The following is a 15,939-nucleotide window of genomic DNA, read 5'->3' on the forward strand; positions in this document are numbered from 1 at the left end:
CGTGAGTCGATGGCCGCGATCCACCGGGACTGGTTGTTCGACCGCAGTTCACTTACGCGGCGGCTCAGGGCGCTGTCCGACGATGAGTTCAAAGTGATTCCCCTGCGCGAAGCAGTGGGTCCTATCCTGCCGGAAGAGTGCCGGGTCCTGGGGTTGCAACCCGGGGTCATGGGCTGGATTCGCGAAGTCTACCTGACCGGTTTCGGTCGGCCGTGGGTATATGCAAGATCGGTGATCAATCATCGTGATGTTGAAGAGAGTGATTCAGCGTTACTTGAATTGGGCAATGTTCCACTGGGCAGTCTGTTGTTTGGCGAAAAGCCTTATAAGCGCAGCGAAATAGAAGTGTGTCGTTATCGCGATGCCTGTAATGCCAGCAGCCGAGCGGCCTACCCATTATGGGCCAGGCGCTCAGTGTTCAGTCGTGGACAAACACGCGTCCTGGTTCATGAAATGTTCTTGCCAGCCCTATGGGAGGAGTTGAGTTAAAACAACACCAGCAGCCACATCAGCAAAGCTGAAAGCCAATTTTAATAAAAACAAATAGGTATCCAGATGAGCGCTTATCAATATGCGCGCAGGGCTTCCCTGCGCGCCACGTTTGTAGTTTCTACTTCCGCATTGAGTCTGTATTGCGGTGGTGCCAATGCGGTTGATGCCTCGCCAGGCGCCTATGTACCCATCCCCACCGGCAGCAATCTGGCCATGCTGTACCTGGGGGGTGGCAAGGCCGATGAGTTTCAACCGGTGCAGGGCAAGGCCGTCAGCAAGGGCACTGAGCTGAAGACCAAAACCGGGTTGGTGCGCCTGTTCCACATGTTCGAAGTGGCCGAGCACCGGGTGCAACTTCAGTTCGGCTTGCCGTTCGGCAGTCAGGACCTGAAATTCAACGGCACCAAGATTCGCCATGAAAGTGGTCTGGGCGACGCCTACATGGCCGTGACGGCCTGGGTGATCGACGACCCCAAGCTCAAACGCTACTTCTCGATCACCGGGTTCGTGGCGCTTCCCACCGGTTCCTACGCAAACAACCATTCGTTGAACATGGGCAACAATCGCTATGCCCACGCGCTCTCGCTCGGGTATGCAGAGAGCTGGGGGCCGTGGCGGCTGGAGCTCAATCAGGACGTGACCTGGTATGGCGACAACGACCACTACGGCGCCGCCAACCGCACACTCAAGCAGGACCCTACCTATAATTTCCAACCGTGGCTGAGCTACACCTTCGACAACAAGGTGACGACCTCGGTCGGCGTGGCGCGCACCTGGGGTGGAGAGTCCAGCGTTGAGGGCATCGAGACCGGCCGCCGTACCGACTACTTGCGTGCCCGCGCGGGTGTCGGGTATTGGGTGAGGAAGAATGTGCAGCTCTATACCGAGCTCAACCGCGACCTTGAGGTGAGGGGAGGGTACAAGTTCGACTACACCGGGTTTGTGCGGGTGGCTGTGCTGTTCTAGGGCATCGTGTAATCGGTTTTGGGTTTTGGGTTTTGCGTCGGGTGTCAGGTTCCGGTCTCACTGGAACCATGGCCCGGCGCTTTTTTGTGCCGCGAGGAAGATGTTCCGGATGAGCGATCGTTTGATCTTTTGCTGGAGACTCAAGTGGCCTCGAAATGATCGCAGCCTCATTTCTCTCGGCAGCTCCTACACAGCGTCCACGGATAGTCGCGGTGAACGGGGGGGAATGCCAATGCCCGCCGAGTGAGCACTCGGCGGGCATTGGCGGTCAGGCGATGTGGCTGGGTGTGTCAGGCGTTCATGTCATGCAACTGCACCACAGCGGGCTCTCTGGCGCGGCGTTGGGTGACGGCTGCGACGGCCAGCAGGGCGATCATGCCGGGGACGGCGCAGAGGATGAAGTTCAGTTGCAGCGACAGGTTCAGGCTCAGCATCAGACCACCCAGGGCTGGGCCGGCGATGCCGCCCATGCGTCCAACGGCGGAGCACCAACTGATGCCCGTGGCGCGAATGTCGGTGGGGTATTGCTGCGCGGCAAACGCGTGGATTACCGACAGGCTACCGATGGTCGCGGCGCCGGCCAGCATCAGCATGATGTTCAACAACACCGGGCCGGGCTTGATCCCCAGAATGATCAGCGACACCACCGCCAGTGTCAGGCACATCATCAAGGTCGGCTTGGCGCCCCAGCGATCCGCCAGCCAGCCGCCGCCCAATGCGCCGATGATCGAACCCAGGTTCATGGTGATCAAAAACATCAGGCCCGACACCAGAGGATAACCACCCGCCACCATGATCTTCGGCAGCCAGGTATTGAGGCCATAAACCATCAGCAGACACATGCCGAAGCCAACCCACAGCATCAAGGTGCGCAGGGCGCGGCCCTCAGTGAACAGACCGGAAACAGGCGCGGAAACCCGCGGGGTATCCAGGGACGGCCAGCGCAGTTTGTCGACATCGAGCCCAGGCTTAATCCGACGCAACAACGCCGTCGCAGCCACCTTGTCGCGTACCAACAGGTAAGGCAGTGATTCGGGCAGGAAGCGGTACATCCACGGCAGCGTCAACAGCGGCAACCCGGCGATGATGAAGGTCGATTCCCAACCGAAACGCGACAGCACCAGCAGCGCCACCAGTGCCGACAGCAGCGCGCCCAGCGAGTAGCAGCCAAGCATCACCGTGGTCATGATGTTGCGCCGGGCCTTGGGCGCCATGTCATTGATCAGCGCGACGATGTTGGGAATGGTGCCACCCAGGCCGATCCCGGTGATGAAGCGCAGCACCGCAAAACTCCAGGCGTCCCAGGCAAAGGCGTTGGCAAAAGCCGTGAGGCTGCCCAGCGCAATGGCCACCAGAATCACCCGTCGACGGCCGAACCGGTCGGCGAGCGGCCCCAGCGTCAGGGCACCAAACATCATCCCGAACAGCGCCGCGCTGCCCATCCACCCGGCCTGCACCGCTGGCAACTGCCACTGTTCCATAAGGTGAGGCACCACTGAACCGTAGATGACCAAGTCATATCCATCGAACAACATGATGAAGGAACACCAGAACAGCAATCCGAAGTGGAAGCGGTTCATGGGCGCGGTTTCAGCGACTTCTAATGCGTCATGAGTAGCCATAGGAATATCTCTTGTTGTTGTTTTTTCACGCATCTGCGCTCCAACCAAGCCTACGGCGCCGGCGATCCGGAGGCATGATCGGCCCAGTCTAGAAATTATCCTTTCATGCAACCAATCAATATTTGATGATGACAACATAGATGGTCTTTATAGAGGTCGGACTGGCTGATGAGCACCTTTGATTTGAACCTGATCCCCATGTTCGTGGCCCTGCACGAGACCGGCAGCGTCACTGCGACCGCCGAACGCCTGCACGTCACGCAGCCTTCCATCAGCTACGCGCTGGGCAAATTGCGCGAGCAGTTCGATGACCCGCTGTTCATCCGCAATCGCAACGGCATGCAGCCCACGCGGTTGGCCAACGCGCTGTACGCGAGCTTCAAGGAGGTGGCGCAGAACGTTGATTCAGCGATCGCCCAGGCGCGCAAATTCGATCCCGCCAGTTCCACGCGCAACTTTCGCCTGGCGCTGTCGGACATGGGTGAGGTGGATTTTCTGCCCAGGGTTCTGGCGCATTTAAACCGGGTGGCGCCATACATCGAGCTGGAGGTTATCTCGCTGAACGTCGAACTGGCGACGCAGTGGCTTAACGAGGGGCATGTCGATGCGTTGATCTGCAGTCGGGTGCTGGTGGGGGCGGGCATCACCCACCATCCGGTGCTGCTGGAGCACTATGTGTGCCTGCTGGCGGCGGATCATCCGAGGGTGGGGGATTCACTGAGCATGGAACAATTCGTCGCTGAGCCTCATGTACTGGTCAACAGCACATCGGGGCACAACATGGTCGCGCAGGTGCTCAAGACCCTGAACATCAAACGCCGCGTGCGCCTGCGCCTGCCGCACTTTTCCGTGCTGCCGAACATCCTTCCCGGCACACAGCTGCTGACGGTGTTGCCGTCGCACATTGCCAAAAGCTTTTGCCGCCACCCGGTGACCGGTCCATTGAAGGTGCTGGAGCTACCGTTCAAGGTCCCGTCGTTCCATGTGAACCTGCACTGGCATGCACGCAACGATCAGTCCACTGCGCTGAGGTGGTTTTACAGCGAACTCATGACGGCATTGAAAGACATGAAGGCGTGATCAGTGACCGCGAATGTACTGCTCCAGTTGCTCGATCAGTTGGTCCTGCTCGGCAATCACGGCCTTGACGATATCGCCAATGGACAGCATCCCGATCAACTGATCGCCGTCGTGACGATTGCCACCCTGTCTTTCATCGTGCGCTGGTCTTTTTGTGCGAGGCCTTAAAAGCGCGTGGGCATTTGATGGACAAGCATTTTTGATTCAACTCCGAACGACTGCTTAGCCGATTTCTGCCTTTCACAGCCGACTGCAATCGACCCTTAGTGGACGTTGTCACTGCACCCAGCGTCTAGTAAAAAGGTCATCTCCAGTTCGAGGCACTGAAACGAATTCATGACTAATGACTATGGTCAACGCGTTTGTAATCGATGTGGCGAATCAATTACTGCTTACTGTCCATCAATTGAAACGCTAGCGATCATCGGGGTTTTCCACGAGAAGGGTGATCAGGCAGTAGTAGATGAGATAGTCCGCCGAGAAAATACTTATCCGGAGGTCGTCTGGGAATATTTCCGCCATCGGATGAGGCCTCTGTGCGAGCAGAAAATTACCCGTTGCTCATTTTGCGGAGGGCAGTTGAGGACTTGGCGTGCGCGTCAATGCATACACTGTTTTAGGGACTGGCACTGAGGCACAGTGATTATCGAGCTGAATTTTCAGATTCTTAGCCACATTCTGACGATTTCTGAATGACCGCTTCTGGCTGCTAGTTGCCTATCGCAAAGGGCTGTAACCGAGCCCATAGTTGACCTCGGCTTTGCGCCCCTGCCGTCAGCCAATGATGATCGTCCCGACAGCAATCACCGCGCATGCCAACACCTTTCGGACAGTCAGTGTTTCGCCCAAGAAAAAATATCCGATCAATGCCGCGAACAACACGCTGGTTTCGCGCAATGCCGACACCGCTCCCATGGGCGCGGCGGACATGGCGTAGATGACGATGCCATAGGCCAGAAGTGAGACCAGACCTCCAATGAAGGCCGACATGAACCCCGGTCGGAAGGTAAATAAACTCTTCGCGTCGCGCACGCCGACATACACCAAAGGCATCAAGATGCCCCACAAGGCGCACATCCATACCGTGTATGCCATCGGCGCGCCGGACAGGCGGACGCCAATGCCATCCGTCACGCTATAAGCCGCAATGAAACAACCGGTTCCCAGGGCGTAAGGCAGACTGGGAACGGCAAGCTTGCGCCCTCTAAAGGCCAGCGAAATGATTCCGCCTGACACCAGTAAAATGCCGATCATCGCGACTGGCCCAACCGTTTCTCCGGCAAAAACCGAAGCCGCGAGGGTAATCAGGATAGGCGAGGAGCCCCGAGATATAGGGTAAGTTTGCCCAAGGTCTCCAACCTTATAGCTGCGCACCAGGAACAAGTTGTAGCCAACGTGCAGCACCGCTGAAAGCGCTGCGTAGAACCAGCTGGCTTGGGCCGGAGCTTCCAAAAACAAGGCTATTGCGATGCTGGCAATGGCTACCGCCACGCACATGATCGTCATCGACCAAAGTCTGTCGGCGCCACCGCGCAATGCGGCATTCCAGCTGGCATGCAAGAGCGCTGCAAAAAGTACGAGCAAGATAATGTGATAGGGCATGCGCCATCCTAAGCAATTGGGCGCCTCGACTAAAGCGAAGTCCTCGCATCACTTGAAGAGTAATTGCTCATCCCTCATCGATATCCTTTTTTGAATCGTTTCGGGGCGAACGTCCAGAACTATGACTCACTGGTTTAGCGTAATAAGTAGCGCATAACATGATCGATATGCAAAGGCTGCTTCCCTGGTAGACCTCTATCATGCGTTCGTCCCTGTCGCTGGAAAAGACGCCAGCCTTACCACCTTGTCTGATCAGTCGAACGTCCGCTTCAGCCGATTGCTGCCTGTCGCGAACACCTACAATCGACATAAAAAAAGGCGGCTGAATAGCCGCCAAAAACAACACCCAAATGCAATGACGAGACTAGCGGACACCTTCTTGGCGTAGCGCTGCCGGGGTGTAACTGTTCGCCGACGCTACGACGCCGAATTCAATGCTGCGTTTTTCCTCGTTTTTCAGGCCCAGTACCGAATAGCGGCCGGACTGCAGGTCATAGAGGGCTTCAGCGGTATAGCCAGGCACTTGCTTGTGGTAGTACTGCTGGGCATGCCCTTCGCCCACGCGCCACAGCTGGCCGCGTCCGTCGTAATGGTCCACTTCTGCCAGTTGCCAAGTGTCCTCGTCGAAGTACATGTGTCGCGTCGCGTAGATGTGGCGTTCGCCTGGTTTGACCTTGGCCACTACTTCCCATACACGGTGCAGCTCGTAGCGGGTCAGGTCCTGATTGATATGACCGGCCTTGAGGATGTCGGCGTACTTGAGGTTGGGTGAGTCGAGTTTGTAGCTGTTGTAAGGGATGTACAGTTCCTTCTTTCCGACAAGTTCCCAGGTGTACCGGTCCGGTGCACCGTTGAACATGTCGTAGTTGTCCGTGGTTGCCAGGCCATCGGCAGCCGTGGCCGGCCCGTCATAGGAAACCTGTGGCGCACGGCGCACGCGGCGCTGTCCGGCGTTGTACAACCAGGCATCGCGGGGTTCCTTCACCTGGTCGATGGTTTCGTGTACCAGCAACACGTTACCGGCCAGCCGGGCGGGACCTGTCACTCGCTGGATAAAGTAGAACAGGATGTTTTCGGCCTTGCTCTTGTCCAGGTCAGGCAGTTCACGCGGGTAGGAAATCTCGTCTTCCAGCTGAACCATGCTGAAAGCCCCGTCAGCTTGCGGCTGAACGCGGGTGGCCAAGCGATTGAGGTTGCCGCCGCGGTAGCGAGTCATGTGGTTCCAGAGCACTTCGACGCCATTTTTGGGCACAGGGAACGCGTAGTAACGGGTATCGGAAAAACCGCTCAGGCCGTTGCCGCCGTCAACCTCTTCAGTCTTGATCGCACTGGCCTTGATGACCGAGTAGATGTCTGCTGGCACCGCTGCGGTTCGGTGAGTGGGGTACACGGGGATTTTGTAGGTGTTCGGATAACGCGCAAACATCGCCAACTGACCTGCAGACAGTTTGTCCTTGTACTTTTCGGCGGTCGTTGCCGTGATGACGAACAAGGGTTTTTCGTTGGCAAACGGGTCACTCAAAAATCCTTTGCTGTCCACAGTGCCGGCGGTTGTTGGCAGGCCTCCGGTCCAGGTCGGAATGCTGCCGTCGGCGTTCGCGGCCTTGACGCCTCCCATTGGCGTCAGTGTCGTGCCCAGCTGCGCAGCTTCTTCGGGAGACACCTTGGCCATAACGGCCGTGGCCAGCAGAGAAAGCGCGAGGACGCCGGTTTGCATTAGTATTTTTGTTGTTTTCATGTAGTCGCTCTCAAGTTTTGGAACTGCTTACAGGTCTTGGTCTTTCACTCGGTGGGTGCCTGCTCGAAGCACGGCAGTGCGCGGTCGATGACCACCCAGGGCTGTGCCGAGGCGCACCACAGGTGCAGATTCGGTTCGGGGCTGGCCGGACGGAGCAGGGTGCCGGCCTTGACCGCCAATACGCCGGGCATTGCGCTGATTTCGGAGTACAGCGCCGAGCCGCAACGGGTGCAGAAGAAACGCTTGACCGGTAACCCGCTACCACCGGTTTTGGAGTAACACCCCAGGCCCGTGCCTTCGATCAGAAAACCTTCGGCGCGCACCAGCAGGTTGACCGAGAAGGCGCTGCCGGTCTGCTTCTGGCAGTCGCTGCAATGGCAGACTGCGGTGGACAGCGGGGCGAGGTGGCTGGAGTAGTGAATGCCGCCGCACAGGCAGTTGCCTTTAATCATGTTCATGAGCGTTCTCCTCAGTGGGATGGGGTCAGGGTCGAGGTAGCGGGTTGCCATTCGCGGGCCCGCCGGGCGGTATGCTCGAAGCTGTGTCGGGCGCAAAGCAGCAGCGGGCAGGCGAGGGCGCAGGCGATCAGCGTGACGATCAGGATTGAGTAGCGAATGGCGGCGGGGTCGACCAGCACGTAGTCGGTGATGACGCCGATCGCCAGCGGGCCGATGCCGACACCCAGCAGATTGAGTACCCCGGTGAATAGAGCGATGAACTGTCCGCGCATCGGTGCGGGTGCCACTTCAACGATCAATGCCGGGCCGATGCCGAACAGGCAAACCCAGAGGGCCGCAGAAAGGGCCAGGAATGGCATTGCCAGAGGGGCGCTGGGCGCCAGCAGCAGCGGTGTGGCGCACAGCGGCAGGAGCAGGCTGGCGCAGATCGCCACGCGCAGGTTGCCATTGGCCACGCCGTGGCGGCGCCAGTATTCACCCAGCCAACTGGCACCGAGCACACCCAGCGGCGAGCTGACGCACATGATCAAACCCATCACAGTGCCGGCCTTGGCGTAAGTCCAGCCGAACTCGCGGACCAGGTAGCTGGGGACCCAGGCACCGCATCCGTACACCGCGGCGTTGTAGCAGCCCATTCCGACCACAATAGCGACGAAGGTGCGCCGGTTTGCGCGCAAGAACGCCAGCACTTGAATCAGTGGCACACCCGGCGCCACCGAGGCCGGCGTCGTTCGTGCGGCGCGATCCAGTCGCGGCTCGGCCACGCCGAACATCAGCAGCAGAACGATCAGGCCCGGCAGGCCGATCGACATCAGCGTGGTTTGCCAGGGCGCCAGGGTGCCAAGGAAGGGCAGGGTCAGTGGATGGGCATTGAAGTAGCCGAGCACCAGGCCGGTGGCGAGCAAACCACCGCCAACGCCTATCGGTCCGCCGGCGCCGAACACACCGAGGGCACGGCCGCGCTTCTCTGGCACGAACAGGTCACTGATCAGCGACACGGCGCCCGGCAGCAACACGGCCTCGCCGACCGCCACGCCGACGCGTGCCAGCAGCAGGTGCCAGAACTCATTGGCCAGGCCGCTGGCAGCAGTGGCCAGGCACCACAGGCCAATACCGACAATGATGATCAGGCGTCGATTGCCACGGTCGATCAAGCGCGCGATCGGCAGGCCGGCCAACGAGTAGAAAGCGGCGAAGGTGAAGCCATGGAGCATGCCCATCCAGGCATCGTTTACGTGCAGCGATTGCTGGATCGGTCCGACCAACAGGCTGAGGACCTGCCGATCCATGATCGAAAAGACGTAGGCGAGCATCAGCACACCCAAGGCATAGTTGGCTCGGCCCCGATTGGTCAGTAACGGCGTCGCGCAGGGCGTTGCCTGCGCCGGGATGGACGTTGTGCGAGTCATCGACGGTTTACCTCCTGGGCTTGTTCTTGTGGTCGCGCGGCGCGCAAATCACCGCGCGGTGCTGCCTCAGCGTGCCGACGCGATCGCATCGGGTTGCTGCCAGAGGTTGTTGTCCTGCCAGATGTTTTCCTTGCGCCAGTGCATCGGCAGTTCGGCGCCGGTGTGCTGTATCACTCGACCAATCAGAAGCTTCAGTTGCTGCGCCTCGTCAAAGGACAGTGCTTCCAGCGCAGTCATCTCGGCAGCCTTGGCGAAGGACAGCCACTGGATCGCCAATTGGCGCCCCTTGTCGGTGAACAGCACGCGCTCCTGTTGGAGCATCAGCAGATCCTTCTGCAGCCAGATCGCCAGTTGATCTTCAGCCAACGACTTGCCGGTGAACTCGAACAGTTGGCGCAACTCGTCCAGGGTCCGGCCTTCGCTGAAACTGAGGATGCCCAACAGCTCGAAGTCCTGGTCCTGCATGCCCATCGCGTTCAACTGCTGGCGAATCGGTAATTGCAGCTGGTAGTAGGCGCGGCCGAGGAGAAAGCCGAGCCAGTTTTCGCCGTAGATAACACTTTCCTGCCCGCGCGCGGCGGCAGGCAGCAGGCGCCGGTAACCACCGCTGTGGAACACCAGCGGGGCCTTGTCGAAACGGTCGAATGCCAGCACTTCACCGACCAGGATGATGTGGTCACCGCCCTCGTACTGGTAGGTGGTCTTGCATTGGAAGCGTGCCGAGCAGCCATCGAGCAACGGAATGTCGCTGGGCCCGCGCTGCAGCTCAAGCGCTGCGAACTTGTCGGTGCCGCTTTTGGCGAAGCGATTGGACAGCAGCTCCTGGTCGGTCGCCAGGATGTGCACGGCGAAGTGCGAGCCTTCGGTGAAGGCGTGTGCCGACGAGGAATCCTTGTTGATGCTCCACAGCACCATCGGCGGATCGATCGACACCGAGTTGAAACTGTTGGCAGTCAATCCATAGTCCTGGCCGTCCTGGCCGCGGGTGGTGACGATGGTCACGCCGGTGGTGAAGGCGCCGAGCGCCTCGCGGAACTGCTTGGGGTCGAAATTAGAAGTATTCATCGACGGGAACTCCATTGCCGCCGGACACGCCGGCAGCTGATTGTTATTGGATTGGAGTGGATCAGCGGTCGAGCAGTGGCATGACCAGGCGACCGAAGCGCTCGGCTTCCTCGTGGTGCGGGTAGCCGGACAGACAGAAACCGCTGCAACCGGCATCGACGAATGCCAGCAACTGATCGGCAACCTGCTGCGGGTTGCCCACCACCGCAATACCGGCACCGGGGCGCACTTCGGTAATGCCGGTCCACAGGTGCGGCGTCATCTTGCGGCCGTCGGTTTTGGAGAGCTCTTTCATTCGTTGGTTGGCAACGGACTCAGCCATCATCGTCTTGACCTGTTCGGTCCAGGCCGGATCGGCGCCGTTGACCAAAGTATCTGCTGCGGCCCAGGCTTCCTCCTCGGTTTCCCGGCAGATGATCTGCAGGCGCATGGCGAACTCGATGTCCTCGCCTCGACCATATTTGGCAGCGCGTTTGCGCATTTCCTTGATCTGTTCGGCGATGCGCTCCGGGTAGTCGCCCCAGAACAAGTGAACGGCGGAGTGCTTGGCGGAAATTTCGGCAGCCTGTTCCGAACCACCACCGAGGAAGAACGGCGGGTGTGGTTGCTGGAAGGGGGCCGGGATCACTTTCGGACCGTGTGCCTGGTGGTACTTGCCTTGGTATTCCACGCCTTCTTCGGTCCACAGGCGTTTCATCAATTCGACTTCTTCCTCCAATTGCTCGTAGCGGCTTTCCTTGGAGACGATCTGGCCTTCGGCGTAGGCGTCCTTCTCGCTGAGGCCGGCGATCAGGTTGATGTAGATGCGTCCTTTGGACAGCCGGTCGAAGGTGGCGAACATCTTGGCCTGGGCGACCGGATGGATGAAGCCAGGTTTCACCGCCACCAACGCTTTCAGCTTCTGGGTGCGGGCGATGACGAAGGAGGCCGTCACCCACGCATCCCAACAGAACGGGGTCACGGGGACCAGCACGTAGTCGAATCCGGCCTGTTCGGCGGCGACGGCGACCCGCTCGAAATGCTCAAGGGATTGCGGGATGCTTTGACTCGGATCGCTGAAGGCAGTGGTGTCGCCAATCGTTGGAATGAACCAACCCATCTGCAGGGTTTTTTTATTATTCATGCTTGGGCTCTTGTATCGAGGGATCGATGGAGCTACTACAACAAAGCCGCTACAGTGAGGGAAATGAATAGATAGAATCTCAGGCATGCACAATGTAAATACCCGCACCCTCGACCTGAACCTGCTGGTGGTGTTCGCCACCCTGTGGGATACGCAGAACGTGACCCGCGCGGGTGAACGCCTGGCGTTGAGTCAGCCGGCGGTCAGCCATGCGTTACGGCGACTGCGCGAGCGCTTGGGCGACGAACTGTTCGTCACCGGCCGTCATAGCCTGGTACCGACTGCGCGCGCGGCCGAACTGATCGGCCCGGTGCGCGAAGCGCTCAGCCGCCTGGACGACGTGCTGCAAGGCACTACGCCGTTTTTGCCGGCTGTGGCGCAGCGCAAATTCCGGATTGCCTCCGGCGATTTCGTCGAGTTCCTGATCTTGCCCCGGCTGATCCAGCACATCGCCCGTGAAGCGCCCGGGGTGATGATCGAAGTGGTGCCACTGCCGCCGAGCAATGCCCTGGCACCACTGCTGGAAACCGGCGAAATCGACCTGGTCATCAACACGCCCCTGGCGTTGGGCGCTGGCCTGCGCGAGGAGTCGATCACCACGGTTTCGCTGCTCACGCTGATCTGGAACCGCGAAGGCCTGCCGCCCGGGCGCTTTCCGCTCGACCTCTACCTGGAGCGACCCCAGGTGATGATCGAAATGCATCAACGGGTGGGCAACATAATCGACACGACCCTGCAGGCCCAGGGGCTGAGTCGTCGTATTGGCGTCTTGGTGCAGAACTTCATGGCGATGCCGGTGATTGCCTCGCAAACGGGCTATATCTGCAATCTGCCCGGACCAATTGCCCAGGTGTTTGCAGAAACCTTCGGACTGAGCTGCCACCAGCCGCCGGTCGATTTCCCCGAGCCCGAGTTGATTGCGTACTGGCACGCCCGGTTCGATTCGGATTCAGGTTTGAAGTGGTTGCGTGAGCTGGTCAAGGATTGCGCGGTCAGCCGCCCGGCATGATGGTGCATGCTCAGAGAGCTGCGAGGGTGTTCGGGCGGTGAGACGCTGCTTTCTTCGAGCTCTTGAACATCCATGGCTAAATTTCTTTTGTTTAAAACTCCATCCTGTTAGTGGACGTCTGCCTGAGGAAGTGTAGGGCCACTTCTGGCCGAGGTCGTGGGGTAAGTAAGCTGCAGATTCGGCGTGAATGAACCAAAAGCAGTCAGTTCTGACCGGCTGCTATTGGTTGATTTCTGCTTGTCGCGAAGTCCTGAAAAATCGACCCTTGGCTGGTAGCAAAGGTCGTCCGATAGCGGGCTATGAACGCGGAAATGTCGCAGTGTGATTTCCCCCGTTTTTGTTTCTGCAAATCATCGAGATTTCAGGCTTTATTGAAAAACGCCTTTGTCGTTTCGTACACGAGAAAGCCTTTAACCAATACTCGTAAGCTATGAAATACGGCTAAGCGCCTGCCGTGGACTTAGATCTGCGGTTGCTCCTCATGCTTAACAACGACGAAATGCGTCTAGAAAGTCCTCGGTCAGAGTGAACGGTTTGGCATGAAATGTCGGTTTTTCGGCTTATTCGGTTAAATCCTCAGGGCTAAGATGTATTGCCTACAGCGTGCGGAACTCTGATGCGTTGTCCTTTGTTCGCCCTTTCACAACCGGACTTGACGGAATTTGAAAGCGCTCTAGAGGCCAACCCATCGTTGTAACTGTCCATTAGGACTCGCATGGCCCGCGTTCTATCTCCCCATGTCTCAACATACAATCAGGAACAACTATGAATATTGAAGTAAAAAACAAATCTATCGTACTTAAAGCTTTCGATGCTTTATTTAATCAACGTGACTACGATGCAGCCGAGGAGTATTGGTCTGCTGACTATATTCAGCACAGTGCGCTTATCCCTCCAGGACGGCAGGGTTTATTTGACTTGATCAAAAGTCTGCCCAATACACTGACGTATGAACCCAGCGTCATAATGGCAGAGGATGACAAAGTGATGGTTCATGGCCGTTTCTCTGGCAACGGTAGTCCGACTGCGCTCATCGCAGTAGACATCGTGCGTCTCGAAAATGGCATTCTGGTCGAACACTGGGACGTGCTCCAGGACGAGGCGACCACAGTCAGTTCCGCCAGCGGCCTACCGATGTTCGGCGCACGTTTCCCGGATTCAATTGAGTAAAAGGGCGGGCTGCGACGATCCAATTATGGCCTCTGAGATTAAATGGCGCTTCGGGGCGGGCATGTGTCCGCCCCGGCTGCGCCAACGAGGTTTCATACTCGATAGTTCAATATCGAGGTATTTCACAAGCATGAGTCGTCACACGATCCGTTTCAGGGGAGTTTGAGTCCCGCTCTTTGCCGCATCCAGCAACTGATGCAGGCGCAATGCATCGTTGAACGTCGCCGCCGCATGGGTGCCTTCGGCAACATCTTGCGCATACACGTGATAGAGCTCTGCCAGTTCAAGTACGGCTGACGGCAATGACGAGGCCGGCAGGCGCTGATAATTCTCAGGCACGGGCAACACTTCCAGCGTCAGGTTATCGCCATGCGCGCCCTCGACGACATAGTCGTCGCCAACATCGCCAAACGCCGAACGGTTGGTGATTTTCAGATCCCCCTGGTCGCCGGTGATGTCGATCTGCACGCCTGAGCCGTTGCGTTTGCCGCCTTCGATGTGGATCGAAATGACGGCGCCGTCTTCGAGCATGCCGCTGAGCACGAGCTGGTCGGGGGCGGTGCTGTCCAGCACTTCGCCGGTTTCCTTGATGGTCACTTTCGGGAACTGGTTGACCATCAGCCCCGAGACGCTCACTGGCCAGCCGGTGGCGGTGAAGAGCATGTCGAGGAAGTGTCCAGCGTAGATGGCGATGACGCTGGAGAAGTTTTCCTCGGGGGCGGTCCAGCGCAGGGCGTTGGGGCGCAAGGCCTGGAAGTAATTCATGCTGACGTGCATCCGCACGGACCGCACCTTGCCGACGTAGCCTTGTTGCAGCAGGTCTTGCAGGTAGCGGTTGTGCGGCGCGTGGCGGCGTTGCAGGCCGACGATGTGACGCACGCCGGCGTCTTTGGCCAGGTGCAGCAATTGTTCGGAATCTGCGGTGGTGGTGGTCAACGGCCATTCGCAGTAGACGTCTTTGCCGGCAGCGATGGCGGCACGCACGGTTTTTTCGTGTTGCGGGGCGGTGTTGAGCACCACGACCAGATCGACTTCTGGGTTATTGACTAACGCGTCGACCGAGTCGGCGACCTGGCTGATGGCGTACTCGCTGGCCGCGGCTTCGGCGCGTTCACGGCGTTCGCTGTACACCGCTTGCAAGTGATATTGCGGCAGCAGATTAAGCACGCGCAGGTGGCCGTGGCGAGCCCAGTTGCCAACGCCGATGATGCCGACGCGAATAGGGGAGTGTGCAGTTGTCATGGGAATGTCCTCGTAGGGTTTGGCTGACGAGGTGAAGTCTAGGGAGCGCGGCCCCGCAGAAAAACCGGCCAAAGGGCCGAACACTGCGGACAGGAAAGGCGCTAATGGCTACGCGTCGGTTCGATTGCGGAACGATTGATCCGCAGTGATCGGAGCCGCGCACCATTTTTCCGCAGGGCTCGGATACCTAGCATGGCGCCACTCATTACTGTGGAGCTTTGCCATGAACGATCTGTCTGCATCACCGGCCACCGCTGCGCTCGCGCCAGCTGAGCCGTCCTACTGGCGCGACTGGCTGTCGGTGTACGCGGTGGCCCTGGGCGCTTTTGCCTTTGTCACCACCGAATACCTGCCTGTCGGCGTCCTGCCGCAAATTGCCAATAGCCTGGGCATCACCGATGGTGTGGCCGGGTTAATGGTGACTGTGCCGGGCATGGTAGCGGCAGTGTCGGCGCCGGCGATCATGCTGGGCGCGGGGCGCATGAATCGGCGACACCTGTTGCTGCTGTTGACCCTGTTGCTGGTGGCGTCCAACGTCGTCTCGGCGTTGGCGCCGTCATTGCCGGTCATGTTGTTGGGGCGCGGGCTTCTCGGTGTTGCTTTAGGGGGTTTTTGGGCTGTGGCCATTGCGGCGGCGGGGCGGTTGGTCAGCCAGTCGAAGGCAGCGAAGGCCACTGCTTTGATCTTCGCCGGGATCACCCTGGCAACGGTATTCGGAGTGCCGTTCGGGACGTTTGTCAGCACGTTGTTTTCATGGCGGATGTCGTTTGCCGTGACCGCAGGGCTCGCGTTGCTGGCGCTGATTGCGCAAGCGTTGACCTTGCCGTCATTGCCTTCCAGTGAAGGCTTGAAGTGGCGCGCGCTCGTGGCATTTTTGTTACGCAGTAATGCCCGGCGCAGCATGTTGCTACTGGGCACAGTGGTCGCCGCGCATTTCACGGCGTACACCTACATTGCGCCGTT

Annotated in this window: 14 protein-coding genes and 1 pseudogene; 6 read left to right on the top strand and 9 right to left on the bottom strand. The window is 58.9% G+C overall.

The features are described 5' to 3' along the window. Nucleotides 1-9 precede the first annotated feature (9 nt). Both ACWKV5_RS28685 and ACWKV5_RS28690 read left to right on the top strand, forming a co-directional pair. On the top strand, nucleotides 10-489 hold the full coding sequence (locus ACWKV5_RS28685; protein ID WP_483844002.1) for a chorismate--pyruvate lyase family protein: 480 nt from the start codon (nucleotides 10-12) through the stop codon (nucleotides 487-489). A 66-nt stretch (nucleotides 490-555) separates the two neighbouring features. Continuing rightward, nucleotides 556-1,458, top strand: coding sequence for a transporter (locus ACWKV5_RS28690; RefSeq protein WP_483844003.1), 903 nt, complete (start codon nucleotides 556-558; stop codon nucleotides 1,456-1,458). Between the two features lie 290 nt (nucleotides 1,459-1,748). Here the strand turns inward: ACWKV5_RS28690 and ACWKV5_RS28695 are convergent, their stop codons facing one another. Then, a complete protein-coding gene (locus ACWKV5_RS28695; RefSeq protein ID WP_483844004.1) occupies nucleotides 1,749-3,080 on the bottom strand; it encodes an MFS transporter in 1,332 nt (443 codons plus the stop codon). Between the two features lie 168 nt (nucleotides 3,081-3,248). Here ACWKV5_RS28695 and ACWKV5_RS28700 point away from each other — a divergent pair, with 168 nt between their 5' ends. After that, a complete protein-coding gene (locus ACWKV5_RS28700) occupies nucleotides 3,249-4,160 on the top strand; it encodes a LysR family transcriptional regulator (protein ID WP_483844005.1) in 912 nt (303 codons plus the stop codon). On the opposite strand, the pseudogene ACWKV5_RS28705 reads toward ACWKV5_RS28700, so the two are convergent. From ACWKV5_RS28705 to ACWKV5_RS28735, 7 genes and pseudogenes are all read right to left on the bottom strand, one after another. Further along, a pseudogene (locus ACWKV5_RS28705) lies at nucleotides 4,161-4,262 on the bottom strand (CBS domain-containing protein); the annotation flags it as partial. A gap of 672 nt (nucleotides 4,263-4,934) precedes the next feature. Then, the gene (locus tag ACWKV5_RS28710) at nucleotides 4,935-5,762 is read right to left on the bottom strand and encodes an EamA family transporter (protein WP_483844006.1); all 828 of its coding nucleotides are present in this window, start codon (nucleotides 5,760-5,762) and stop codon (nucleotides 4,935-4,937) included. A gap of 364 nt (nucleotides 5,763-6,126) precedes the next feature. Beyond that, nucleotides 6,127-7,500, bottom strand: coding sequence for a DUF1329 domain-containing protein (locus ACWKV5_RS28715; protein ID WP_483844007.1), 1,374 nt, complete (start codon nucleotides 7,498-7,500; stop codon nucleotides 6,127-6,129). A 44-nt stretch (nucleotides 7,501-7,544) separates the two neighbouring features. After that, a complete protein-coding gene (locus ACWKV5_RS28720; protein WP_483844008.1) occupies nucleotides 7,545-7,958 on the bottom strand; it encodes a GFA family protein in 414 nt (137 codons plus the stop codon). 11 nt (nucleotides 7,959-7,969) lie between these two features. After that, nucleotides 7,970-9,367: a spinster family MFS transporter gene (locus ACWKV5_RS28725; protein ID WP_483844009.1), complete on the bottom strand. Its 1,398-nt coding sequence runs from the start codon at nucleotides 9,365-9,367 to the stop codon at nucleotides 7,970-7,972. 66 nt (nucleotides 9,368-9,433) lie between these two features. Beyond that, nucleotides 9,434-10,432 (bottom strand): flavin reductase, encoded by a 999-nt coding sequence (locus tag ACWKV5_RS28730; RefSeq protein ID WP_483844010.1) that lies wholly within the window; start codon nucleotides 10,430-10,432, stop codon nucleotides 9,434-9,436. Between the two features lie 61 nt (nucleotides 10,433-10,493). Then, entirely contained in the window at nucleotides 10,494-11,555 is a 1,062-nt protein-coding gene (locus tag ACWKV5_RS28735) for an LLM class flavin-dependent oxidoreductase (RefSeq protein WP_483844011.1), read from the bottom strand. A gap of 85 nt (nucleotides 11,556-11,640) precedes the next feature. Between ACWKV5_RS28735 and ACWKV5_RS28740 the strand changes: the two genes are divergently transcribed. Beyond that, complete coding sequence (locus tag ACWKV5_RS28740; RefSeq protein ID WP_483844012.1) at nucleotides 11,641-12,564, top strand: LysR family transcriptional regulator; 924 nt, start codon at nucleotides 11,641-11,643, stop codon at nucleotides 12,562-12,564. Nucleotides 12,565-13,329: 765 nt separating this feature from the next. Next, nucleotides 13,330-13,734 carry a nuclear transport factor 2 family protein gene (locus ACWKV5_RS28745; protein WP_483844013.1) on the top strand — a complete coding sequence of 135 codons (405 nt, stop codon included), beginning with the start codon at nucleotides 13,330-13,332 and terminating at the stop codon, nucleotides 13,732-13,734. A gap of 138 nt (nucleotides 13,735-13,872) precedes the next feature. On the opposite strand, the gene ACWKV5_RS28750 is transcribed toward ACWKV5_RS28745, so the two are convergent. After that, a complete protein-coding gene (locus ACWKV5_RS28750) occupies nucleotides 13,873-14,976 on the bottom strand; it encodes a Gfo/Idh/MocA family protein (RefSeq protein WP_192379754.1) in 1,104 nt (367 codons plus the stop codon). A 223-nt stretch (nucleotides 14,977-15,199) separates the two neighbouring features. Between ACWKV5_RS28750 and ACWKV5_RS28755 the strand changes: the two genes are divergently transcribed. Further along, nucleotides 15,200-15,939, top strand: a 740-nt coding sequence (locus tag ACWKV5_RS28755; protein WP_483844014.1) for an MFS transporter, incomplete at its 3' end; no start/stop codon positions are given.

This window comes from Pseudomonas oplopanacis, from assembly GCF_057128725.1.